The 23203-nt window shown below is 60.0% G+C and carries 27 protein-coding genes and 1 tRNA gene; 18 read left to right on the forward strand and 10 right to left on the reverse strand.

What is annotated here, in order from left to right; translation table 11 throughout:
- Positions 1–167: 167 nt before the first annotated feature.
- The 16 genes from L6D89_RS24935 to L6D89_RS25010 all read left to right on the forward strand — a co-directional run bounded on the left by L6D89_RS24935 (position 168) and on the right by L6D89_RS25010 (position 12558).
- On the forward strand, positions 168–437 hold the full coding sequence (locus L6D89_RS24935) for an FmdB family zinc ribbon protein (protein ID WP_017522110.1): 270 nt from the start codon (positions 168–170) through the stop codon (positions 435–437).
- Positions 438–480: 43 nt separating this feature from the next.
- Positions 481–2259 (forward strand): aspartate--tRNA ligase, encoded by a 1779-nt coding sequence (aspS, locus tag L6D89_RS24940; protein WP_139092983.1) that lies wholly within the window; start codon positions 481–483, stop codon positions 2257–2259.
- Between the two features lie 73 nt (positions 2260–2332).
- A complete protein-coding gene (locus L6D89_RS24945) occupies positions 2333–3079 on the forward strand; it encodes a YebC/PmpR family DNA-binding transcriptional regulator (protein WP_236171606.1) in 747 nt (248 codons plus the stop codon).
- A 116-nt stretch (positions 3080–3195) separates the two neighbouring features.
- Positions 3196–3720, forward strand: a complete 525-nt coding sequence (gene ruvC, locus L6D89_RS24950; protein WP_236201519.1) for a crossover junction endodeoxyribonuclease RuvC — start codon at positions 3196–3198, stop codon at positions 3718–3720.
- A 34-nt stretch (positions 3721–3754) separates the two neighbouring features.
- Positions 3755–4360, forward strand: a complete 606-nt coding sequence (gene ruvA / locus L6D89_RS24955) for a Holliday junction branch migration protein RuvA (RefSeq protein ID WP_236171604.1) — start codon at positions 3755–3757, stop codon at positions 4358–4360.
- A 10-nt stretch (positions 4361–4370) separates the two neighbouring features.
- Positions 4371–5429 carry a Holliday junction branch migration DNA helicase RuvB gene (gene ruvB / locus L6D89_RS24960; protein ID WP_236201520.1) on the forward strand — a complete coding sequence of 353 codons (1059 nt, stop codon included), beginning with the start codon at positions 4371–4373 and terminating at the stop codon, positions 5427–5429.
- Positions 5430–5481: 52 nt separating this feature from the next.
- Positions 5482–5928, forward strand: coding sequence for a tol-pal system-associated acyl-CoA thioesterase (ybgC, locus tag L6D89_RS24965; protein ID WP_192430549.1), 447 nt, complete (start codon positions 5482–5484; stop codon positions 5926–5928).
- A 1-nt stretch (position 5929) separates the two neighbouring features.
- Entirely contained in the window at positions 5930–6625 is a 696-nt protein-coding gene (tolQ, locus tag L6D89_RS24970) for a protein TolQ (protein WP_045210353.1), read from the forward strand.
- A gap of 23 nt (positions 6626–6648) precedes the next feature.
- On the forward strand, positions 6649–7113 hold the full coding sequence (gene tolR / locus L6D89_RS24975; RefSeq protein ID WP_024763368.1) for a protein TolR: 465 nt from the start codon (positions 6649–6651) through the stop codon (positions 7111–7113).
- Positions 7110–8165, forward strand: coding sequence for a cell envelope integrity protein TolA (tolA, locus tag L6D89_RS24980; RefSeq protein ID WP_236171600.1), 1056 nt, complete (start codon positions 7110–7112; stop codon positions 8163–8165). The genes tolR and tolA overlap by 4 nt, the downstream gene beginning before the upstream one ends.
- Positions 8162–9460 (forward strand): Tol-Pal system beta propeller repeat protein TolB, encoded by a 1299-nt coding sequence (gene tolB / locus L6D89_RS24985; protein ID WP_236171599.1) that lies wholly within the window; start codon positions 8162–8164, stop codon positions 9458–9460. Before tolA ends, tolB begins: the two co-directional genes overlap by 4 nt.
- 52 nt (positions 9461–9512) lie before the next feature.
- Entirely contained in the window at positions 9513–10019 is a 507-nt protein-coding gene (pal, locus tag L6D89_RS24990; RefSeq protein ID WP_017522099.1) for a peptidoglycan-associated lipoprotein Pal, read from the forward strand.
- Positions 10020–10025: 6 nt separating this feature from the next.
- Positions 10026–10868 carry a tol-pal system protein YbgF gene (gene ybgF, locus L6D89_RS24995; protein ID WP_236171597.1) on the forward strand — a complete coding sequence of 281 codons (843 nt, stop codon included), beginning with the start codon at positions 10026–10028 and terminating at the stop codon, positions 10866–10868.
- Between the two features lie 194 nt (positions 10869–11062).
- The gene (gene queE, locus L6D89_RS25000) at positions 11063–11710 is read left to right on the forward strand and encodes a 7-carboxy-7-deazaguanine synthase QueE (RefSeq protein ID WP_236201521.1); all 648 of its coding nucleotides are present in this window, start codon (positions 11063–11065) and stop codon (positions 11708–11710) included.
- A gap of 38 nt (positions 11711–11748) precedes the next feature.
- Positions 11749–12423 (forward strand): 7-cyano-7-deazaguanine synthase QueC, encoded by a 675-nt coding sequence (gene queC / locus L6D89_RS25005; protein ID WP_236171983.1) that lies wholly within the window; start codon positions 11749–11751, stop codon positions 12421–12423.
- Between the two features lie 59 nt (positions 12424–12482).
- A tRNA-Lys gene (locus L6D89_RS25010) sits at positions 12483–12558 on the forward strand.
- Positions 12559–12904: 346 nt separating this feature from the next.
- On the opposite strand, the gene L6D89_RS25015 is transcribed toward L6D89_RS25010, so the two are convergent.
- Together L6D89_RS25015 and mobH are read right to left on the reverse strand one after the other, a co-directional pair.
- Positions 12905–14161, reverse strand: a complete 1257-nt coding sequence (locus L6D89_RS25015) for a site-specific integrase (RefSeq protein WP_236201522.1) — start codon at positions 14159–14161, stop codon at positions 12905–12907.
- Positions 14158–16059, reverse strand: a complete 1902-nt coding sequence (mobH, locus tag L6D89_RS25020; protein WP_141766084.1) for a MobH family relaxase — start codon at positions 16057–16059, stop codon at positions 14158–14160. Before mobH ends, L6D89_RS25015 begins: the two co-directional genes overlap by 4 nt.
- A gap of 145 nt (positions 16060–16204) precedes the next feature.
- Between mobH and L6D89_RS25025 the strand changes: the two genes are divergently transcribed.
- The gene (locus L6D89_RS25025) at positions 16205–16492 is read left to right on the forward strand and encodes a hypothetical protein (protein WP_141678358.1); all 288 of its coding nucleotides are present in this window, start codon (positions 16205–16207) and stop codon (positions 16490–16492) included.
- 118 nt (positions 16493–16610) lie between these two features.
- Here the strand turns inward: L6D89_RS25025 and L6D89_RS25030 are convergent, their stop codons facing one another.
- On the reverse strand, positions 16611–16976 hold the full coding sequence (locus L6D89_RS25030) for a type II toxin-antitoxin system RelE/ParE family toxin (protein ID WP_043273871.1): 366 nt from the start codon (positions 16974–16976) through the stop codon (positions 16611–16613).
- On the reverse strand, positions 16973–17254 hold the full coding sequence (locus tag L6D89_RS25035) for a type II toxin-antitoxin system ParD family antitoxin (RefSeq protein ID WP_043273872.1): 282 nt from the start codon (positions 17252–17254) through the stop codon (positions 16973–16975). The genes L6D89_RS25030 and L6D89_RS25035 overlap by 4 nt, the downstream gene beginning before the upstream one ends.
- 114 nt (positions 17255–17368) lie before the next feature.
- Here L6D89_RS25035 and L6D89_RS25040 point away from each other — a divergent pair, with 114 nt between their 5' ends.
- Positions 17369–17719, forward strand: a complete 351-nt coding sequence (locus L6D89_RS25040) for a hypothetical protein (protein ID WP_043273874.1) — start codon at positions 17369–17371, stop codon at positions 17717–17719.
- 57 nt (positions 17720–17776) lie between these two features.
- Here L6D89_RS25040 and L6D89_RS25045 read toward each other — a convergent pair whose 3' ends face one another.
- From L6D89_RS25045 to L6D89_RS25070, 6 genes are all read right to left on the reverse strand, one after another.
- Positions 17777–19300 (reverse strand): conjugal transfer protein TraG N-terminal domain-containing protein, encoded by a 1524-nt coding sequence (locus L6D89_RS25045; RefSeq protein WP_043273875.1) that lies wholly within the window; start codon positions 19298–19300, stop codon positions 17777–17779.
- Positions 19297–19653, reverse strand: coding sequence for a hypothetical protein (locus tag L6D89_RS25050; RefSeq protein ID WP_043273876.1), 357 nt, complete (start codon positions 19651–19653; stop codon positions 19297–19299). The genes L6D89_RS25045 and L6D89_RS25050 overlap by 4 nt, the downstream gene beginning before the upstream one ends.
- A 5-nt stretch (positions 19654–19658) precedes the next feature.
- The gene (locus tag L6D89_RS25055; RefSeq protein WP_043273877.1) at positions 19659–21014 is read right to left on the reverse strand and encodes an integrating conjugative element protein; all 1356 of its coding nucleotides are present in this window, start codon (positions 21012–21014) and stop codon (positions 19659–19661) included.
- Positions 21015–21036: 22 nt separating this feature from the next.
- Positions 21037–21972 carry a TIGR03756 family integrating conjugative element protein gene (locus L6D89_RS25060; protein WP_043273878.1) on the reverse strand — a complete coding sequence of 312 codons (936 nt, stop codon included), beginning with the start codon at positions 21970–21972 and terminating at the stop codon, positions 21037–21039.
- Complete coding sequence (locus tag L6D89_RS25065; RefSeq protein WP_051879419.1) at positions 21969–22397, reverse strand: TIGR03757 family integrating conjugative element protein; 429 nt, start codon at positions 22395–22397, stop codon at positions 21969–21971. Before L6D89_RS25065 ends, L6D89_RS25060 begins: the two co-directional genes overlap by 4 nt.
- Before the next feature lie 144 nt (positions 22398–22541).
- Complete coding sequence (locus tag L6D89_RS25070; RefSeq protein WP_141678359.1) at positions 22542–23165, reverse strand: hypothetical protein; 624 nt, start codon at positions 23163–23165, stop codon at positions 22542–22544.
- Positions 23166–23203: the final 38 nt, after the last annotated feature.

The following is a 23203-nucleotide window of genomic DNA, read 5'->3' on the forward strand; positions in this document are numbered from 1 at the left end:
CTTGGTCTATATCAAGGCAATCGATTGAGTTTTTCTATTAAAGGGCTGTGCGCCCGGCAGGCTTTTCCGCCACCGGAGCCCGGCTGCAACCTGCGGATTTTTCAGGCTATAATCGGCCTCTTTGCCGCGGGACGCGGACCCGTGGCGTTACACAGCCAAGGTGTTCCATGCCGATTTACGAGTACCAATGCCAGTCCTGCGCGCATCAGCTGGAATCGCTGCAGAAGATCAGCGATGCGCCGTTGGTCGATTGTCCGGCCTGCAAGGCTCCCGAATTGAAGAAGATGTTGTCGGCTCCGGGCTTCCGCCTGGGCGGCAGCGGTTGGTACGAGACCGACTTCAAGACCGGAGCGAAGAAGAACCTGGCCTCCGGCGATGCCCCAGCGGCCTGTCCGGCCACCGGTTGCGGTGCCGGCGCCTGCTCCGCCAGCGAATGAGCGGTTCCCTAGAATTCAAGACTTTCGAGAAGCGAAACACACCATGATGCGCAGCCACTATTGCGGCCAGTTGAACGAGAGCCTGGACGGCCAGGTAGTCACTCTTTGCGGTTGGGTACACCGTCGCCGCGACCACGGCGGGGTGATCTTCCTCGACGTGCGTGATCGTGAGGGTCTGGCCCAGGTGGTGTTTGACCCGGATCGCGTCGAGACCTTCGCCAAGGCCGACCGCGTGCGCAGCGAGTACGTGGTGAAGATCACCGGCAAGGTGCGCCTGCGCCCCGAAGGTGCGCGCAACTCGAACATGGCTTCGGGCGCCATCGAAGTGCTGGGCCACGAGCTGGAAGTGCTGAACCAGGCGGAAACCCCGCCGTTCCCGCTGGACGAATACTCCGACGTGGGCGAGGAAACCCGCCTGCGCTACCGCTTCATCGACCTGCGTCGCCCGGAAATGGCCGCCAAGCTGAAGCTGCGCGCGCGCATCACCAGCAGCATCCGCCGCTACCTGGACGACAACGGCTTCCTCGACGTGGAAACCCCGATCCTCGGTCGCCCGACGCCGGAAGGCGCGCGTGACTACCTGGTGCCGAGCCGCACCTACCCGGGCCACTTCTTCGCCCTGCCGCAGTCGCCCCAGTTGTTCAAGCAACTGCTGATGGTGGCCGGCTTCGACCGTTACTACCAGATCGCCAAGTGCTTCCGCGACGAAGACCTGCGTGCCGACCGCCAGCCGGAATTCACCCAGATCGACATCGAGACCAGCTTCCTCGAAGAAAGCGACATCATCGAGATCACCGAGAAGATGGTGCGCCAGCTGTTCAAGGAAGTACTGAACGTCGAGTTCGACGAATTCCCGCACATGCCCTTCGAGGAGGCCATGCGCCGCTACGGTTCGGACAAGCCTGACCTGCGTATCCCGCTGGAATTGGTCGACGTCGCCGATCAGTTGAAGGATGTCGAGTTCAAGGTCTTCTCCGGCCCGGCCAATGATCCGAAGGGTCGCGTTGCCGCCCTGCGCGTTCCGGGCGGTGCGAGCATGCCGCGCAAGCAGATCGACGACTACACCAAGTTCGTCGGCATCTACGGCGCCAAGGGCCTGGCCTACATCAAGGTCAACGAGCGCGCCAAGGGCGTGGAAGGCCTGCAGTCGCCGATCGTGAAGAACATCGCCGAGCCGAACCTGAACGAGATCCTCGATCGCGTCGGTGCGGTCGATGGCGACATCGTGTTCTTCGGCGCCGACAAGGCCAAGATCGTCTGCGACGCCCTGGGCGCGCTGCGCATCAAGGTCGGCCATGACCTCAACCTGCTCACCAAGGAGTGGGCACCGATGTGGGTCGTGGACTTCCCGATGTTCGAAGAGAACGACGACGGCAGCCTGACTTCGCTGCACCACCCGTTCACCGCACCCAAGTGCACCCCGGAAGAGCTGGAGGCCAACCCGGCCGGCAAGCTGTCCCGTGCCTACGACATGGTGCTCAACGGCACCGAGCTGGGCGGCGGTTCCATCCGTATCCACGACAAGGCCATGCAGCAGGCGGTGTTCCGCGTGCTGGGCATCGACGATGCGGAGCAGGAAGAGAAGTTCGGCTTCCTGCTGGACGCCCTGAAGTACGGCGCACCGCCGCACGGTGGCCTGGCCTTCGGCCTGGACCGTCTGGTGATGCTGATGACCGGCGCGGCCTCGATCCGCGAAGTCATCGCCTTCCCGAAAACCCAGAGCGCCGGCGACGTCATGACCCAGGCGCCGGGCACTGTAGATGCCAAGGCTCTGCGCGAGCTGAACATCCGCCTGCGCGAGCAGCAGAAGGCCGCCGAGTAAGTCGATTCGGATTGCAGCGGCGCCCGCAAACCGGGCGCCGCGTGCGAAGCAAACAAGTGATACGGAGTGAGTTATGGCTGGTCATTCCAAATGGGCCAACATCAAGCACCGCAAGGAACGTCAGGACGCCAAGAAGGGCAAGATCTTCACCAAGCTCATTCGTGAGCTGACCGTTGCTGCCAAGCAGGGTGGCGGGATTCCGGCGGACAACCCGCGCCTGCGCCTGGCCGTGGACAAGGCGCTGACCGCCAACATGACCCGCGACACCATCGACCGCGCCATCCAGCGCGGCGTGGGCTCCAGCGAAGCCGACAACATGGCTGAGCTGACCTACGAAGGCTACGCGCCCAGCGGCGTGGCGATCATCGTCGAGGCTATGACCGACAACCGCAACCGCACCGCGGCCGAAGTGCGCCATGCCTTCAGCAAGTGCGGCGGCAACCTCGGGACCGATGGTTCGGTGGCCTACATGTTCGAGCGCAAGGGGCAGATCAGCTATGCGCCGGGCGTGAACGAAGAGGCCCTGATGGATGCCGCGCTGGAAGCCGGCGCCGACGATGTAGTGGTCAATGACGATGGCTCCATCGACGTCTTCACCACCTTCGCCGACTTCATCTCGGTCAACGAAGCGCTGACCGAAGCGGGCTTCAAGGGCGAAGAGGCGGAGATCACCATGATCCCGTCGACCGTGGCGACCCTGGACCTGGACACCGCGCAGAAGGTCCTCAAGCTGATCGACATGCTGGAAGACCTGGATGACGTACAGAACGTCTACTCCAATGCGGACATCCCGGACGAGGTGATGGCCCAGTTGGGCTGATCCCACCACCGGCGATGTGCTGAAGCCGGAAGCGGGAGTGGTCGTCAGCGGCGCCTCCCGCTTCCGGTTTTTGTTATCTGAAATGCGCGTTGCAGACTAGGTGTGATCGAACGGACATGACCCTGATTCTCGGTATCGACCCAGGCTCACGGATTACCGGCTTCGGCGTGGTGCGCGACACCGGCCGTGGTTGTGAATACGTGGCTTCGGGCTGCATCCGCACCGGCAATGGCGAGCTGTTCGAACGCCTGCAGATCGTCTTTCGTGGTGTGCGTGAGGTCATCCAGACCTACCAGCCGACCATGATGGGCATCGAGCAGGTGTTCATGGCGCGCAACGCCGACTCGGCGCTGAAGCTGGGGCAGGCGCGTGGCGCGGCCATAGTCGCGGCGGCGGAAGAGGGGCTGCAGATCGCCGAGTACACCGCCAGCCAGGTCAAGCAGGCGATTGCCGGCACCGGCGGCGCGGACAAGCAGCAGGTGCAGATGATGGTCATGCATCTGCTCAAGCTGACGCAGAAGCCGCAGATCGATGCCTCCGATGCACTGGCCATCGCCCTGTGCCATGCGCATACCCGGCAGAGCCTGGTGCCACATGGCCTGATGGGCGCCCGCCGTCGCGGCGGTCGCCTGCGCCTGTGATATCCAGACAAACTTTCTTCAAGGACTTTGACTCGTGATTGGACGCTTGCGTGGCACCCTGGCGGAAAAGCAGCCGCCGCACCTCATCGTCGATGTGAATGGCGTGGGCTACGAGCTGGAAGTGCCGATGACCACCCTGTATCGCCTGCCGAGCCTGGGCGAGCCGGTGACCCTGCACACCCATTTGGTGGTGCGCGAGGATGCCCACCTGCTCTATGGCTTTGCCGAGAAGCGTGAGCGTGAGCTGTTTCGCGAGCTGATCCGCCTCAATGGCGTGGGGCCGAAGCTGGCGCTGGCGTTGATGTCCGGGCTGGAAGTCGATGAGCTGGTGCGTTGCGTGCAGGCCCAGGATACTTCCACCCTGGTGAAGATTCCCGGTGTCGGCAAGAAAACCGCCGAGCGCCTGCTGGTAGAGCTCAAGGATCGCTTCAAGGCGTGGGAGAATATTCCTTCCATCGCACCATTGGTGGTGGAACCCCTGCGGGTAGCCGCAGTCTCAAGCGCCGAGTCCGATGCGGTCAGCGCGCTGATCGCCCTGGGCTTCAAACCCCAGGAGGCGAGCCGCGCCGTGGCCGCCGTGCAGGAGGAAGGCTTGTCCAGCGAAGAACTCATCCGCCGTTCCCTCAAGGGCATGGTCTAGGTAGACACTGATGATCGAAGCCGATCGCCTGATTTCCTCCGCTTCCACTCGCGACCGCGAAGAGCAGTTCGACCGCGCCATCCGCCCGCTCAAGCTGGCGGACTACGTCGGTCAGCCGGTGGTGCGCGAGCAGATGGAGTTGTTCATCCAGGCGGCCCGTGGGCGTCAGGAAGCGCTGGATCACACGCTGATCTTCGGCCCGCCCGGATTGGGCAAGACCACCCTGGCGAACATCATCGCCCAGGAGATGGGCGTTTCGATCAAGAGCACCTCCGGCCCGGTGCTGGAGCGCCCCGGCGACCTGGCGGCAATCCTGACCAACCTCGAGCCCAACGACGTGCTGTTCGTGGATGAGATCCATCGCCTGTCGCCCATCGTCGAGGAAGTGTTGTACCCGGCCATGGAAGACTTCCAGCTGGATATCATGATTGGCGAAGGCCCGGCTGCACGCTCGATCAAGCTCGACTTGCCACCCTTCACTCTGGTTGGCGCGACGACTCGTGCCGGCATGCTGACCAATCCGCTGCGTGACCGCTTCGGTATCGTCCAGCGTCTCGAGTTCTATGGTGTGGACGATCTTTCCAGTATCGTCGCGCGCTCGGCGAGCATCCTCGGGCTGGAAATCGAGCCTGCGGGCGCCTACGAAATCGCCCGGCGTGCACGTGGCACGCCGCGGATCGCCAACCGTCTGCTGCGCCGTGTGCGGGATTTCGCCGAGGTGCGCGGCACCGGACATATCAGCAGTGACATCGCCGACAAGGCGCTGAACCTGCTGGACGTGGACGAACGAGGCTTCGATCACCAGGATCGCCGCCTGCTGCTGACGATGATCGACAAGTTCGATGGCGGCCCGGTGGGTATCGACAACCTGGCGGCGGCCATCAGCGAAGAAAGACACACGATTGAAGATGTGCTGGAGCCCTATCTGATCCAGCAAGGCTATATCATGCGCACACCGCGCGGCCGTGTCGTGACCCGGCACGCGTACCTGCATTTCGGCCTGAACGTGCCGAAGCGGATGGGGGAGGGGGCGACGCCGGATCTGTTCGCCCCTGAAGATGGTAATTAATTGCATTTGTAGACGATTGCCGATTGGCAAAGTCTCTACTTGGTTCTAGAGTATGCGCGCGCAACACGGGGGTCAGCCGTTCCAGCAGCGGTATCGGGTCTATTACGAGGACACCGATGCCGGCGGCATCGTCTACTACGTCAATTACCTCAAGTTCATGGAGCGGGCTCGTACCGAGCGGCTGCGTGATCTGGGCTTCGCCCAGTCACAGCTGGCGGGGGAGAACCTGCTTTTCGTCGTTCATTCGGCCGAGGCGCGTTATCACGCACCGGCCCGCCTGGACGATGAGCTGCTCGTCAGCGCCGAAGTCGAGGAATTGAACCGCGCGAGCCTGAAGTTTCGTCAACAGGTTCGGCGGGCGTCGGATTCGACCTTGCTCTGCGAGGGGCGATTCCTGGTGGCGTGCGTGCGGGCGGACAACCTGAAACCCCGCGCTATCCCAGATGTGTTGCGTGCGGCATTTGCCGGCAGTCCGGACACCCTTTCAGCAGGAGATTAACGTGGAACCGAACGTCGTCGACCATACTTCCATGTGGAGCTTGATCAGTAACGCCAGCGTCGTGGTACAGCTGGTGATGCTGACCCTGGTGGCCGCATCGGTCACTTCCTGGATCATGATTTTCCAGCGCAGCAACATGATGCGCTCGGCGAAGAAGGCCCTGGAAACTTTCGAAGAGCGCTTCTGGTCGGGCATCGACCTGTCCAAGCTCTATCGTCAGGCGGGCAGCAACCCCGATCCGGATTCGGGGGTCGAGCAGATCTTCCGTGCCGGCTTCAAGGAATTCTCGCGTCTGCGCCAGCAGGCCGGCGTCGATCCGGATGCAGTGATGGAAGGCGTTTCCCGCGCCATGCGCGTTGCCATTTCCCGTGAGGAAGAGAAGCTGGAAACCAGCCTGCCGTTCCTCGCCACCGTCGGTTCCACCAGCCCGTACATCGGTCTGTTCGGCACCGTGTGGGGCATCATGAACTCCTTCCGTGGCCTGGCCACCGTGCAGCAGGCCACCCTCGCCACCGTGGCGCCGGGTATCGCCGAAGCGCTGATCGCCACTGCAATCGGCCTGTTCGCGGCGATTCCCGCGGTCATCGCCTACAACCGTTTCGCCGCTCGCTCGGAAATGCTCATCGGCCGCTACTACACCTTCGCCGACGAGTTCCAGGCCATCCTGCACCGCAAAGTGCACACCAGCGACGATTGAAGACGACCAAGAGGTAAGCCGTCATGGCAAGAGTTCGTCACAAGCGCAAGCCGGTCGCGGAAATGAACGTGGTGCCCTACATCGACGTGATGTTGGTACTGCTGGTCATTTTCATGGTGACCGCGCCCATGCTCAACCAGGGGGTCAAGGTCGACCTGCCCAAGGTTTCCAGCGAAGCGCTGCCGCAGGATAACGATTCCCGCGTGCTCACCATCTCCATCAAGGCCGACAAGACCTACTACTGGAACATGGGCTCGGAAGTGGACCCGGATCAGGGCAAGGGCAGCCAGACTGCCGTGGACCTCGATCAACTGGTCAACGCTGCCACTGGGATCATGGCCGAGAACAGCCGCCAGGGTAAGAAAGTCCAGGTCTTCGTCCGTGGGGACAAGGCAGTCGACTATGGCTCGGTCATGGCCGTCATGGGCGGTCTGCAGAAAGCCGGAGTCGGCAACGTCGGTCTGATTACCGAGGCACCAGGTAGTTGATGCACCAGCTCGAGCGCTCTCAATCGGAAGGCTACTTCTGGCCAACGGTCCTGGCCGTGGCCCTGCATGTGTTGATTTTCGCCATGCTGTTCGTCAGCTGGGCCAGTACGCCTGAACTGCCGCCTTCGCGGCCGATCGTCCAGGCTACCCTGTACCAGCTGAAGTCCAAGAGCCAGGCAACCCAGCAGACCAACCAGAAGATAGCCGGCGAGGCGAAGAAGACTTCGGCCAAGCAATACGAGCAGGAGCAGCTCGAGCAGAAGAAGGCTGAGCAGCAGGCATTGGCTGCTGCGAAAGCCGAGGAACAAAAGAAGGCTGATGCGGCTCAAAAGGCTGCAGATGCCGCTGAGAAAGCGGCTGAAGCGAAGAAGGCAGATGACGCCAAGAAGGCCGCCGATGCCGCCGCAGCCGCCAAGAAGGCGGCCGAGGCCAAGGCTGCCGAGCAGAAACAGCAGGCTGACATAGCCAAGAAGAAAGCTGAGGAAGAGGCCAAGAAAGAGGCCGCTGACGAGGCGAAGAAGAAAGCTGCCGAGGAGGCCAAGAAGAAGGCCGCCGAGGACGCGAAGAAAAAAGCCGCCGCGGATGAAGCCAAGAAGAAGGCTGCCGCGGTCGAGGCTGCGAAGAAGAAGGCTGCCGCGGCAGCCGCCGCCGCAGCGCGCAAGGCGACGGAAGACAAGAAGGCCCAGGCCCTGGCCGATCTGCTGTCCAACGACACGCAACGGCAGCAGGCCCTGGCTGACGAGCAAGGTGACGAGGTGGCGGGTAACTTTGACGATCTGATCGTCAGCCTGGTAAGCCAGCAGTGGAGCCGTCCTCCTTCAGCTCGTAACGGAATGAGCGTAGAAGTGCTGATTCAGATGCTGCCGAGCGGCGCCATCACCAATGTGAGTGTGACCCGCTCCAGCGGTGACAAGCCGTTCGACGATTCGGCGGTGGCTGCGGTCCGAAATGTGGGCCGTATTCCCGAACTGCAAAAACTGGATCGCGCCACGTTCGATAGCCTGTATCGTCAGCGCCGAATGGTCTTCAAACCGGAGGATTTAGATCTGTGAGTACCCTGATTCGCTTCGCGCTCTTCGCCCTGGCCCTGGTGGCCGGCGCAGCGCAGGCCGCCGACCCGCTGGTGATCTCCAGTGGTCGTGACTCGGCCGTCCCGATTGCCGTGGTTCCGTTCGGCTGGCAGGGCGGTAACGTCCTGCCGGAAGACATGTCGAACATCATCGGCAATGACCTGCGCAACTCCGGTTACTTCGAACCGATTCCGCGCCAGAACATGATCAGCCAGCCGGCCCAGGCCAGTGAGGTGATCTACCGCGACTGGCAGGCCCTCGGAGCGCAGTACGTGCTGGTCGGCAGCATCGTGCCCAATGGTGGCCGCCTGCAGATCCAGTACGCCCTGCTCAACGTGGCGACCCAGGAGCAGGTCCTGACCGGGAGCGTGGGTGGCACCACCGACCAGCTTCGCGACATGTCGCACTACATCGCCGACCAGTCGTTCGAGAAGCTCACCGGCATCAAGGGGGCATTCTCCACCAAGCTGCTCTACGTGACCGCGGAGCGCTTCTCGGTGGACAACACCCGCTACACCCTGCAGCGCTCCGACTATGACGGTGCCCGTCCGGTGACCCTGCTGCAGTCGCGCGAGCCGATCCTCTCGCCGCGCTTCTCGCCTGATGGCCGTCGCATTGCCTATGTGTCCTTCGAGCAGAAGCGTCCGCGCATCTTCATGCAGTACGTCGACACTGGCCGCCGCGAGCAGATCTCCAACTTCGAAGGCCTCAATGGCGCCCCGGCCTTCTCGCCGGATGGCAACCGCCTGGCTTTCGTGCTGTCGCGCGATGGCAACCCGGAGATCTACGTGATGGACCTGGGCAGCCGCCAACTGCGTCGCCTGACCAACAACTCGGCGATCGACACCGAACCCTTCTGGGGGGCGGATGGCTCGACCCTGTACTTCACCTCGGATCGTGGCGGCAAGCCGCAGATCTACAAGATGAATGTGAACTCGGGCGCTACCGACCGCGTTACCTTCATCGGCAACTACAACGCCAACCCGAAACTGTCGGCGGATGAGAAGACCCTGGTCATGGTTCACCGCCAGGACGGTTTCACCAACTTCCAGATCGCAGCGCAGGACCTTCAGCGCGGTAATCTCCGGGTACTTTCCAATACCAACCTGGATGACTCGCCCACTGTTGCGCCAAATGGCACGATGCTAATATACGCCACCCGCCAGCAGGACCGGGGCGTGTTGATGCTCGTGAGCATCAACGGACGTGTTCGGTTACCGCTACCCACCGCTCAAGGCGACGTGCGAGAGCCTTCCTGGTCCCCTTACCTGAACTGACGGTTGCCAACTGTTTCAAACTTATACACTGGGGTTCATTAGGAGTTACATGATGGAAATGCTGAAATTCGGCAAATTTGCCGTTATCGCCCTCGCCATGGCTGTTGCCGTAGGCTGCTCGTCCAAGAAAGGCGATGCTACTGGTGAAGGCGCCAATGGCGGCGTTGATCCGAACGCTGGCTACGGCGCCAACAGTGGTGCCGTTGACGGCTCCCTGAGCGACGAAGCCGCTCTGCGCGCTATCACCACCTTCTACTTCGAGTACGACAGCTCCGACCTGAAGCCGGAAGCCATGCGTGCCCTGGACGTACACGCCAAGGACCTGAAAGGTTCCGGCCAGCGCGTAGTCCTGGAAGGTCACACTGACGAGCGCGGCACCCGCGAGTACAACATGGCTCTGGGCGAGCGTCGTGCCAAGGCCGTTCAGCGCTACCTGGTGCTGCAGGGCGTGTCCCCGGCTCAGCTGGAACTGGTTTCCTACGGCAAAGAGCGTCCGGTTGCCACTGGCCATGACGAGCAGTCCTGGGCCCAGAACCGTCGCGTTGAGCTGAAGAAGTAAGACGTGATGCCGATGCGCCTGCGTTTTCTGACCTTGATCGCATGCGGACTGCCGCTCATGGCGGCAGCCGCTGTTCCGGTACAGGACGGTAATGGTGGCTATGCCAGCACACCGCCCTCAGGTTATGGCACCGCAGGCGCGGATGGCGCCTACGCCGGAGGCGGGGTCGTTACCCCCGTCTCCGGTCAGGCTCAGCTGTTCATGCAGCTGCAGCAGATGCAGGACGAGCTGTCCCGTCTGCGCGGCATGCTCGAAGAGCAGCAGAACCAGATCCAGCAAATGAAGCAGGAAAACCAGGAACGCTTCCAGGACATCGACAGCCGCCTTTCCAGCGGTGCAGGTGCAGGAGCGGCCGGTGCTGCTGTTCAACCCAATTCCCCCGCTGCCGGCGCCAGTGCCGGAGCTGCCGCAGGAGCAGGCGTTGCCGCCGCCCAGCAACAGCAGCCCGCCGCCAGCAACGAGCCGGGTGACCCGGCAAAAGAGAAGCTGTACTACGACGCGTCCTTCGACCTGGTCAAGGCCAAGGACTTCGACAAGGCCAGCCAGGCCTTCGGGGCCTTCCTGCGCAAGTACCCGAACAGCCAGTACGCAGGCAATGCACAGTATTGGCTGGGTGAGGTGAACCTCGCCAAGGGTGACCTGCAGGGCGCCGGCCAGGCTTTCGCCCGCGTCAGCCAGGCTTATCCGAGCAGTACCAAGGTTCCGGACTCGCTGTACAAGCTCGCTGATGTCGAGCGCCGCCTTGGTAATACCGACAAGGCCCGTGGCATCCTGCAACAGGTCGTGGCCCAGTATCCGGGCTCTTCCGCTGCCCAGCTGTCCCAGCGTGACCTGAAGAATCTGAAGTAAGCTTCCTGTCCCGCAGTCTGAAACCCGCGCTCGTCGCGGGTTTTTTCGTTAGAATTGCCGCCCCCGGAAACCGCCAGTGGTTTCAGCTCGGCTGATGTCTGCAGCGTTCCGGGCTTGCCGGGCACCCGAGTGTGCCCACGACTTCAACGCAACGGAGGCGGATGGCCTGTATAGCCGTCACGCCCGTGGCTGATATGCAACAGACCCTGCGCATTACCGAGATTTTCTACTCGTTGCAGGGGGAGACGCGCACCGCCGGCTTGCCGACCGTGTTCGTACGCCTGACCGGCTGTCCCCTGCGCTGCAATTACTGCGATACCGCCTACGCCTTCAGTGGTGGCGAGATTCATAGCCTCGACGCCATCCTCGATCAGGTAGCCCGCTATCGCCCGCGTCATGTCTGCGTAACCGGTGGCGAGCCGCTGGCTCAGCCCAACTGCATTCCGCTGCTCCAGCGACTGTGCGATGCCGGCTATGACGTGTCGCTGGAAACCAGTGGCGCGCTCGACATCTCTACCAGCGACCGCCGCGTCAGTCGGGTGCTTGACTTGAAGACTCCGGGCTCCGGGGAAGTGGCGCGCAATCGTTACGAGAACATCGGCGAGCTGACGGCCAACGATCAGGTGAAGTTCGTCATCTGCTCCCGCGAGGACTATGACTGGGCGGTCTCCAAGCTGATCGAGTATCGCCTCGAGCAGCGCGCCGGCGAAGTGCTGTTCTCGCCCAGTCACCGCCAGGTGGATGCGCGTGCGCTGGCCGACTGGATCGTCAGCGACAACCTGCCGGTGCGTCTGCAGCTGCAATTGCACAAGATTCTCTGGAACGATGAGCCGGGCCACTGAGCGCGGAGGAGACCCTGTTGATGTCCGATAAGACAGTCGTGAATGACAAGAAAGCCGTGATCCTGCTCTCTGGTGGCCTGGATTCTGCCACCGTGGTCGCCCTGGCCAAGGCCGAAGGCTATGCCTGCTACACCATGAGCTTCGACTATGGCCAGCGCCATCGCGCCGAGCTGCAGGCAGCTGCGCGCGTCGCTCGCCAGCAGGGCGTGATCGAGCACAAGGTGATCGGCCTGAACCTGAACGGTATCGGCGGCTCGGCCCTGACCGACAGCAGCATCGATGTGCCCGAGGGGCCTAGCGAGGGTATCCCGGTCACCTATGTGCCCGCGCGTAACACCGTGTTCCTGTCACTTGCCCTGGGTTGGGCGGAAGTGCTGGGCGCACGGGACATCTTCATTGGTGTGAACGCTGTGGATTACTCCGGCTACCCGGACTGTCGCCCGGAGTTCGTCGAGGCCTTCGAGCGTATGGCCAACCTGGCGACCAAGGCTGGTGTTGAGGGCGACGGCTTCCGTATCCAGGCGCCGCTGCAGTTCCTGTCCAAGGCGCAGATCATCGAAGCGGGTATCGCGCAGGGAGTGGACTACAGCCTGACCGTTTCCTGCTATCAGGCCGATGATGACGGGCGTGCCTGTGGTAAATGTGACAGCTGTCGACTGCGTTCCGAGGGCTTTTCTGCCGCCGGAATTTCCGACCCGACGCGATATTTCTGAAAAAAGTTTTCGCGGGGTGTTGTTTTTGCGTTAGAAATCAGTATTATACGCACCACGTCGGGTCGTTAGCTCAGTCGGTAGAGCAGTTGGCTTTTAACCAATTGGTCGTAGGTTCGAATCCTACACGACCCACCACTATCGCAGCGGTTGTGCGGTACTAGGAAGGGGGGCTTGCCAGCCAGATTTCTAGTCTTGCAGCCGTCTGGAGCGAACCTTAGGCTCGCTCCCTTGTGATGTCAATATGAAATAGCCCGCCTTCCAAGGCGGGCTTTTTCGTTTCTGGGCCAGTGAAATCAGCTATTTGGGCGTAGGACAGCGCCGCTGGTGCGACAATGCCGCAGGCGGTCTAGCTGGGTGGAATCCGCGCAGCCAGAGGCCTGGCGCCAGAATTCAAGCACCAGGAGCTGCATCAGATTTTCCCTATGAGGATGTCGCGAGTGGATGCCGGTGATGGCGCTTTGCCATTCGTCGGTTCGTTGCGCTATGGCGAGGCTCTTGCCGCGAAACGCGTAGAGCTTCCTGCTGATCCAGTTCGAGAATAGGGCGTTGTAGCAGTGCTCGACATGATGGTGAAGAGCAAGCTGGGCGTGAACAATTCCTCGGGAGGCAAGGATGGCTCTGTACCTGCTCGGTCGAACTGCAGCTGCATCAGCGCGGCCGCCATCTCCTGGGTAGCAGGATCCGCGAGAACGGCTCGGCCATGTTCGAGCTGCAGCTGCTCTGTCGAGCGCAGCTCTCGCACCTGAGGTTCGCAGGTTCCTGGTGCTCCGGTTTCCTCGGCGTGCCGAACCAACTGCAGAGCACCTTGATGCAGGCTGCGTTCGTGCAGTACCTCTCGCATGTGGTCGTAGTCGGCCTCGATGTAGCTCATCGTGGTGGCGATATTCGAGTGGTTCAGCAAGCTCTTCGTTAGGTGGATGTTCCTTTCAGGCTGCTTCATCAAATCGGTGGCTAGCGTGTGCCTGAATCTGTGCGGAGTCATCCTGACGCCGAGCTTGTCGATCAGCTTTTTATACATCGCTTCGACTTGGTCGGAGTTCATCTCTGCGCGTTTGTAATGCGGGGAGAATCTGTTGACGTTGAACAACTGATCCTTCTGCGAGAAGCCGAGCCTCTCGGCCTCGAGCAGGAGGCGTTCAATATGTGGAGCCAGGCCTTCCACAATCGGCACTCGGAATTCACGGTGCGTCTTCTCGGTCTCGCCTCGGACCAGGATCAGCTGGTTGTTCCAGTCGACATCCTGCAGGCGCAGGCAGAGGAGGGCGTTCAGGCGGATCCCGGTGTAGTAGAACATCTCAAAGGTGGCGAGCCAGAACCAGGCCGGGGTGATCCGGCTGCGCTGGTTCGTGCAGTGCTCTTCATCCGCAAGAGACATCAGCCAGCGCCGCGCTCGGTGTATCGCCTCGCCAGCGACGATTTTGCTTGGGCGCTTTGGCGCCACGACAGTGGTCTTCTTGAAGGGATTGACCATCGCCTGAGGCAGGATGCTGTGTTCGATAGCGTAGCCCCACACGGTACGCAGGTGGTTGGAGTATGTATTCCAGCTTCTTTTGGATAGCCCGCCATCGATGACTTTGTTGCGCCAGGCCAGGATCTGCCGGCGCTCAATGGTTGTGACGTCGACTGCCGGCCCGAAGAAGCGCTCTAGCGCCTTCATGGCCGCTTTGTAGATCTTTGCGCTGGCTTCGCGCAGATCGTGGTCGAGGATGTACTCCTCGACCAGTTCGATAGGCTTCATTGCGTGGCTCCGTCAGCTTGAAGGGCCAGGCTCGGGTTGTCGAAAGGGACCTCATTGAAAACTGCATGCGGATCCCGGAGAAGATACCCGCGCAGCTGCTTGGATTTGCGCGGGCCGACTACATCGAAGGTCCAGATGTTCAGGCTCTTCGCGGTCTTTCGGTGCAGCTTCTCTTTCTCAAATGCGCGTTGGACCAGCTGCCAGGACTTCACTCCTTGCGCTGTCGCCTGCCTTTCCAGGTCGGGGTGCTCGAGCACATAGCGTTTGAATATCCCCGGTGTGACGAGCATTGCGGTGCCATCGGCCGTGTGAACGAGGGCCTTGGCATCGTTGATGATGATTCGGTGGGAAGCGATCCCTGCTTTCAGCCAGGCAACGAATCCCTGTCCCAGTGAGTGGCTACTGGTAGGCATTGCAGTCGTGTCTTCTGGTGCAGGAGACCCAGCAGGGGTCTCGGAAGAGTCTTGAGCCTGCTCCTGGTCTTCCATTGGCATGGTTGGAGCGGCCGTTCGGCCGGGGCTATTGTCTAGCTCTTCTGATGGCGCGGTGATATTACCAAATAGTGACAATAATTCGTCTACTTCTGATGGACGGATATTTGACGCATCGTTGGGAGCCGGCTGTAACGTTTTTCTACGGGGTGCCGGCGGAGGGGATTGCTCGCCAGTTACATCGCCTTCGGTAGCAGGCTGGAGTGGTTCGTCAGGGATCCTGCAGGTAGTTTCCTCCGCGGTAGCGGAGCTGCTGTCCTCGTGTTCCAGGGTGAGGCTTCCCACGTAGGGCTCTGGCCGTTCTTTTGCGTCTGGCCAGATCAAGGCGGGCGCGATTTTCAGCATCGTGAAGGTGTTCTTCCAGCCACGCCCGTTGTCGACGGTAGCCTTCCAGATTGCCTTGTCCTGGGAGTTTGTCTGAATAACAGCCTGGTCCTGGAGCATGTTGAAGAATGGGGCATTCGAACTGGGGATTCCCTCAATGCCCTGGGCCAGAAGGTAAGCTCGAAGCTGATCAGCCGCAGGTTTGCTGACGAGCCACAACGCATCCTGGGCCAGCCAGCCATCGGCAGGGCCATCAGGGTGGTTCAGCTTGAATTTCTCACGCACCAGGTAGCGCAGTCCTTCCGCCAGTTGCCGCTGCAGTGACTGTTTGGGCGCTGCCAGCGCGCGGTCGGGATTGCCGCCGAGTTCCTGCGCGACGGAGGCTGAGTCAGCCTTCACGACGATTTCTCCCAGGATGCCAGCGTTCTCGTATTGGCCAGCGAGCAGGTAGATCAGTGGCTTCCAGAGTTCGGGAAATCCGCTGAGCCAGTCCAAGATGCCCTTGTCGAGGATCTGCGCGTAGATGAGTGCGGAGGCAGCTCCGTGCAGCTGGTATTCACGGCCTTTCACATATCTGAAACGGTAAGGCTTGGTGATCGGGCCGTGCCAGGGGTGCCACGTCCCGCCGCCCTGCAGTTCGACGATCACGTCGACGGCGATCTTCCCGAGGTCGTGGATCAACGCCCCGTAGGCCGCTGCTGCAGACCAGGCTTCCGCTTGAGCTGACTGGGACTCCGGCGGAGCTCCGATCGGGAGGAGATAGGTCTGCCTGATCTTCAGGGCGTATGCGACGATTTCCAGGCCGTGATCCAGTAGGCCGCCAAGATGGGCATGGTGGTGATTCTCCGAGGCAGGGAGTAACTGGACCAGTTCGGCGAAGCGCTCGAGCGGTTGTCGGTAGAGGGCGTCATACTGCTGGCGTGACAGCGAAGCGCGGCGCCAGATGTTCTCCAGAAGCTGCTGTCGACGAGGCAGGCTCAAGAGGTCAGAGGCGCGCGCGGGTAAGTGGAAGCCCTGCGGGGAGGCTTCTGACGGTGGCTCAGCGGATTTTGGTTTCCGGCTGAACCAGGCGAGGAGGGGCATGCGGGGCTCCAAGGCATATGCATGGAGCAGGGTTTTCTACCAACTGACAGCGGGTTATCCATAGAAAAGCGTATTCTCCTTTCTCGGTGATTTTGAGGCAAAATGCCATCACCGTGGCCAGTTGAGCTCATGTAAGGAGAGGTTTATGGAACTAACGAAGGATCAGCCGACAAAAGTTTTAATATGCGGTGACAATGGACTACGGCATACGTTGTATGTCAAGAGAGTTCCAGCGTCTGATGGCCGAGCTTGGCAGCTTGTAGATAAAGATACTGGAGCTCCAGTCTATGGCAGTCTTAGCTTTAAAGTTGAAAGGTCTGAGCATATAGAAATGGTTGGGTTTGTCACGATTGAAAATAATGTCGTGTACAATTTGAAAGTATTCCCTGTTGAAACAGGGCTGCGGATTGGTGAGCTAATTAGCTTCTCATAGTAAATAATAGATCCACTCTGAAAAGCCCTTCCCGGCCGGAGGTCGCCCTTTCGGGTAGGGCTTTTACCCTTCTGAACCATTCCATTATCTATTCCAACCCATTTCCCCTTTGGGCCATTTAGCTTGCGGGAACCTGCTGCAGGTGCCTTTCAACCTCCATGGCATCGTGGAGAATGCGGACGATCTCGACGACCTGGTCGTTGCCTAGCCTATAGAAGACGACATGCCGTGGCCTATCTACACGGCCGCTCTGCGACTCGGTGCGGCAGTAGAGTAGGTGCAAGCTGCGCAAGCCTGCTGCTAACTGCTTGCGATCAAGGCTGCCGATTCGCTCAGGCTCTGCAGCAACTGAGACGAAGGCAGCCTGGATTAGCCCTTGGTAGCGACGCCGAGCGTTCTCGCCAAACTTCGCTTGGGTGTATCGGAGGATGTCGATCAGGTCAGTTTGAGCGTCGAGAGATAGGCGAAATGCGGGCGAGCTCACTGCTTCGTGCTCGCCAGCTGGCCCAGTTCTTCCAGGTACTGCTCGAGCTCAGTATCGGATGCAATCTCGACGAACTGGCCGGCATCTAGTTGCATGATGCCGCTTGACGTTGCGTTGCGTAGCGCAACGAGCTTGGCTGACTCTTCCGCCTCGCGCTCGAGGAGCAGACGTAAGCCGGCGCGGACGACTTCGCTGAAATTCTGGTACCGACCTTCGCTCACGAGGTCATCGATGGATTTCTCCATGGGCTGAGGCAGTACGACGTTATGGGTGGCCATGACGATCTCCGGGTAAAGATTGGTATGGCGTTTTATGCCATGATGCTTGCGGAAATGCAAAAAACGGCGTATATCTGATATCACGGTGCCTTCCCGAAGGCGAGGAGAACGACCATGACTGCAGTGACCAAAGGATTTGCCAGCCGCCTTGGCTTCGGTGTTGGACGCACCCTGCGGTTCTTCATGAACGATCGGAAAGTCGGTCTTCGTTGGGTAAAAAGGGCTTTCCTCGTAACGGCGCTGCTGGTGGTTCTTGTGAACTCCTTCAGCTGGCTTCTCGGCTCATTGTTGACTGTTGGCTGTCTTGGTCTTGCTCTGTATGCCTTGGTGAGGGGTGATGCTGACGTCCTCAAAGGTGTCTTTTCTGAAGATAAAGATGCCCCTTACGGTCGCGATGTCTTTGGTCGGGAGCTGGACAGCTGGGGGAACATCGATGGCGAGTATCTGCACAGCAGTGATGACTGATATCTAGCCCTAGAGGGGGCTCTGGCCTGATCTCCAAGGCTAGCTATCTTCAGTTCCCTATTTAAAGGATTTGATTCCGTCTTGGGCGATTCCCCCCGCGTTCTCTCCTGATTTCTTGACGTCCCTAGTGGCGCTCGCCAGGCCATCTAAAGCACCGCTCGCTTTCACTCCGGCCCAACCAATTGCCGCAATCCAGAAGGCAGGAAGTATGAGGAACATTGCCCCCATAACAAAGTTCAAGATGGTATCTTGAGTTGCCGTGTTTATTCCCATCACTGGGTCAAACGATAGATGGGGTGAGCCGGAGCCATACATAGCATCAATAATGGTGCTATCGATCCATCTGGCAAGTTGAAACCAGAAATCAACGAATATCATTGCGAAGAAAATGACTGAGACTGTCATGGCGACTTGTAACTGGTATGAGCCAATTACTAGAACTATAGGGATGCAAATAACCAAGGCCATCTTCAAGAACGCCATGGCCATCGGTAACGCTTGACGAACCATATCCATTCCTGGGAAGTAGGCTAACGAGCCGACTGCTATACCCAAGGTTCCGCCTGCACGTGAGAGTCCGTTCCAGAGTGTCCCTCCTACCTGGCCGCCATAGTCCGTATAGACGTCGCCGTTAACTTGGTTGGATGGTGACACCAACTGTCGAATCAGCGAGTCAGTTACCTCTTCCTGCGATAGCCACTTTGCCCATCCGAGAAACTGGGTCAGAAGGTCCGGATCGACCTGGGCCTTCAGCCGATCGCGCAGGCCGATGCTACTGTCGGACCACCACTGCTTACATTTGGGATAGCCGCCTCCGCCTGTGACCTCCGGCATGCCGGCATCACGCTGAGAATCATAAGGCCACGCAGCCCGGGGCGTCCTCGAGTAATCGGTGTCGTAGTAACCACTGTTGTTCAGGAAGTAGTGCGAACCGATCCAGTTGAGGTCCTGGAGCGCTTTCTTGTCTTCGGCCATCGAGCCTAAGTCTGGCTGCCTCATGAACAGCCGCGCGCGCGAGGGGCCGAAGCAGTCATGGGTGAAGTCCGCCACCTCCTGGGCGAGGAGTGGGTTGTTGATCCGCGTCGAGTCGACATCCATGCGCATCTGGCGAAGGTCTGTGCCACAGGGAATGGCAGCGATAGCGCCGTTCGTGAAGCCCTTGGAGAGCGCGTGCATGAAAGCCCACCAGATTGGGAGCTCCGCGCTCTTGCCAGCTATCGAACTGAATGTGGTGTTCCAGCCGGTGTCAGTTGGCTTCGGCAAGGTGACTTGGCACTGCTGGGCGCGTTCCTGGTCGAACTGGATGGTGTCCAGCCCCACCGACACCGTGGGAATCCCCCCGAGGCAGACCACCACGTATCCGACGTAGATCTGCGTCTCGATGCGGGCGAGGGACAGGACACCCTTGTTGCCTTCGTCGGCCCCTTCCCCACGAACCTTCAGCCATTCCCGGACGATGATGATCAGAAAGGGAAGGGCAAACAGGCCGGTGTCCGAGATCATGTTCCAGATGCCGTTGTTTATGATCCAGCCGACCAGCGTGAGGTAATACTCAAGGTAATCGTTGGTGTAGAGGGTCATAGCAGGTCACCCCAGCTTACCGGGGCTTTGACGAGCTCGATGATCACAGCAAGGAACACTACCAGGAGCTCGATGCGAAGCATGCGGTTCTTTGTTTGGCCATCCTCAAGAGGGGGCATTCGGCTTTTCAACTTCAACCAGAAGGTGGCGAGCATCACGTATAGACAGATCCTCCAGGCCAGCAGCCACAGGTAGTTGTCTTGTCGCCAGTTCAGCCAGAGCTCTACACCGCCCAGGTGGTTGATGACGATCATGCTGAGCACGATGCTCACCAGGACGAGGCCCAAGGTGAACGCCAGACTGATGGCCACCCCCTTGAGCAGTCCGGCCTTTTTGGTGATTTGCTGGTCCATCGGGCTCACTCCTTGGTCGCGGGTTTCTGCAACTGCTGCAGGCGATCGGTTTCAGGAGCTCCAGGAAGCACCGCTCTGGAGTTCTCGGCGCGAGATTGGCCGCGCTCGACGATGGCCATCGGCGAGTTCTTGGCGAGTTGCTGCCTCATATCGAGTTCTGTCTTCAAGTTGGTGATCAGCTGTTGCAACGTGTCCGTGCTTCCGAGAACAGCATCCACCGCTAGCTTGTTCATATTGACGTTGGGTTCCTTGCTGCCGGTGATCAGCATTCGCTGGAGCAGCAGGCTCTTTTCGAGTACGTCCGCAAGGGCGACCTCTGAAGCCAGGCGTTGGGCCAATACCGACTGGTCGCGTTCGTCGCGCAGCGCCATGATTACGCCGCGTGTGACAGGCAAGGAATCGCTGCCAGCATCACGCAATTTCTCAGCAGTGATCGTTGCCCCTGGTTTGAGCAACTCCTGCAGGGCCTGGATTTTGGTCTCGTAGGTTTCCTGAATCAGGGGGGCAAGTCCGACACCAGGCGAAGATGCGCTGGAGCAGTTTTCACAGGTCTGGATCTGCTGCTCACCGAGTACGCGTGTGGCGAACTCTGCGGCTTTGGCCGGGGATTCCCAGGAGCCGCAGACCAGCCCATTGGAGCAGGCATCCTTCGGAATGCTTGAGGTATCGGTTACCGACCGACTGTTGAGCAGGTTGTAGCCAGCTTTGGTTACATCGCTTACAACCCGGATAGGCTGCTGGCCCGAGCCGCCAGCCTGAGATCCTCCAACCCAAGTGACTCCGGAATTGCCGTAAGCGCTCTCGGTCTTCTCCATGACGGCGACGGCGTCGGAGTTTGCAGTCAGTTCCTGGCCCATCTTTTGGCCTTCGGCGACTTTGCCCCACCCCATCTGGTTACCTGCAATGTCGGCCATGCTTTCGGCTAAGGCACGGCAACTGCCCTTCGATCTGTCGTAGTCGAGGCGGGCCTGCAGGATACCGTTAGTGAGCAGGTTGTAGAGGGCCGGATTGGCGCGTTGCAGGATGAGTGCAGGTAGCGATGAAACTGCTCCGGTAGCGTTCTGAATGACGGAGCCCATGATGTTCTGGAAGCCTTGAGTAGCGCCGTTCAGCTGGTTCTCCAGAGTGTTGTTCAGGCTCATGTTTCCGCAGACCAGGTTGTTCTGCCAGCCGGCGCCGACCGTGATGCTCTCCATCTGACCGGCGCTACCCATTGTCACCGCGCTTCCGCCGCCGATGCTGTAAAGCACGTCGTCTCCGATCACGCTGCCCTGCGATTCAACCTTGATGGGGTCAACGGCGAGTGCTGCGGTACTGCTCAAGCTGAGGGCGATTCCAATTGCTTTGGTGATGTGTTTCATATGGTGCTCCAGTGACTGATGCTCATTGGAAATCGGTGCTGCCCAGGAATGTCTGGCCGCGACGCTGACAGCAGGAGTAGGGGCGCCACAGCGCCCAGGCGTAGGCTTCGTCTTCGGCCTGAACTTGCGGACCGCCGTTGGGGAACACCGCGCACGTCGTCGACAGCGTCGGAGTCAGTTCCTGCCACTTGCCAGTGGTGGCGTCGCCCTCGAGGAGCTCGCCGGCGGGCCAGTAGCCTTCCTCTGGTGTGGCTCGGATAGGCATGTACAGATGAGGTTGGCCGTAGCGCGTGGTGACATCGCCTGCTCGCTGAGCGATTACCGCGCCGGCCTTGTGGTCGTCGCTCTGGTGTAGGAAGCCGCTGCGTGGATAGACACTGCCCCAGAGGTCCCCAGAAAGCATTCCGCCGACCTCACGCATCCCCGGAGTGAGCGATTCCGGATAGACCGACTCTGGAATGCCGTATCGCCAGGCAATCGTATCCAGCGTGCTGAGCATGTAGGGCATGAACGGAGTGGTTGCCCCCTTGCATGCGTATCCCGAGGCGCTGGCAAATCGGCTGAAGAGGGAGCCACCTGGGTGGCCGATGACATCTGCCTCCTTGAACTTGATGTTGTTGTTCTCGTTGTTGTGGTTCGTGGTGCCATCGTTACCGGCCTGCGCAGACGCATTGGGCGCGCCGAGCGAACTCATCTCCGTCCAGGGGTTGTCGCCAGTGTTGGCGTAAGCAGAGACCACGACGTCAGGGATGTAGTGACGGACCTTGGTGGAGGTTCTGACCTTACAGCCGTAGGGGGTGCAGAACAGCCAGTAGCAAATCCCAACGACTTTGTACTCGAGGCAGTCGGGAGATAGCGACGAGCTGATGATCGCTGCTGAGTTGATCGCGGCCGACGTGGAAAACGATGCACAGGCAGCGATTGCCGCAGCCAAGAGGCGAATAGGGGAGTTTTTCATCGCGTCTCCCTCGAGTGTTCGATGGCCTGCAGGGCTAGGGCAACATTCGGTTGGCCATACACGACGTATTTGCGGTCGACAACCACTGCAGGCAGCTTCTCGACTCCCACACTCCAGGCATCGGTGAGGCCTTGTTGGGCCTTGATCAGGTCCTGCTGAATACGTGCGCCTTCCGGGCCATTCAGAACTTTCTGCGCAGCTACTGCGGCCATCTGAGGGTTGGCCGGCAGCAGGTGGGAAAGCTGCTCCTCGAGGCGATGCTGTTCATCCAGCTGAATTAGCCGAATTCCGACGCCTGCAGGAAGGTTGACTGGATGCGCTGAGTCGGTGATGACCCAGGTTTCGGCGTGAGAGGTGGCAGAGGCGATCGCTCCGCAGAGCACCGCCACAGCGCGCCACAGGCCGGTCGAGTAGAAGTTGAACATGGTGCTGCACCTGGTAGTTGTTCAGGTGCAGGAGAACGGAACAGAGGGTGACTATGCAGCAGGAAATGAATATCGCGAGGGCGGGAATTTAATCCGTCGCCCTCGGACTCCCAGTAGTAGCTGAGCTCGCTCGTGCTGGCGAGGTTAAGCAGCGCTCTTTTGTTTGGTCGTTGCGGTTATAGCCAGCTCCCGAACGGCGTGGTCTAGGCTCCCGACGTAGCCAGGATACTTCTGCGAGGCTTGAAACGCTCTATAGGCTGCGAACCCGATTAACCCGGCCCCCGCGCCAACAACTAAAAAGTTGAGTACCACCCACCATCCTATGGCGGCGACTACAGCACCGAAGAATGCGAGCGGTTTGGCGTAGGTGTCGGGAGTAAGCCCCAGGCTTGCAGCCAGGTCTTCATTGCTAAGGACCCGTGTGGTGGTACCTGAACTGTGATTGACTACTGCTGCCACAAACAGTTGCTCGGCGTTCGGGCGGCAAGCGCCAATTACGCTGACTGTCTGACCGATACGAAGTGGCAGATTCGCTCCGGCAAGTTGGACAGGTACTTCATTACCTGCTTCATCCTTGATCCAGAACTCATGAATCTCGACGGTCCTTGAGCTGATTCGTGGAGGTGCTACATAGCCGCCGTTGGAGCCAACGTATCCGCCACCCCCATGAGAGCTGATCTGAGTCTCAGATCTCTTGTCAGTAGAGAGAACGACACCAGTACGGGTTTCCAGGTTGACTGTCGCGTTGCTGAAATTGAGCGTTTTCATCCAAGTTCCATCTAGGCCAGGTATTGCAATCTCAATAC

This window comes from Pseudomonas pseudonitroreducens (assembly GCF_021603645.1).
GTDB lineage: Bacteria > Pseudomonadota > Gammaproteobacteria > Pseudomonadales > Pseudomonadaceae > Pseudomonas > Pseudomonas pseudonitroreducens.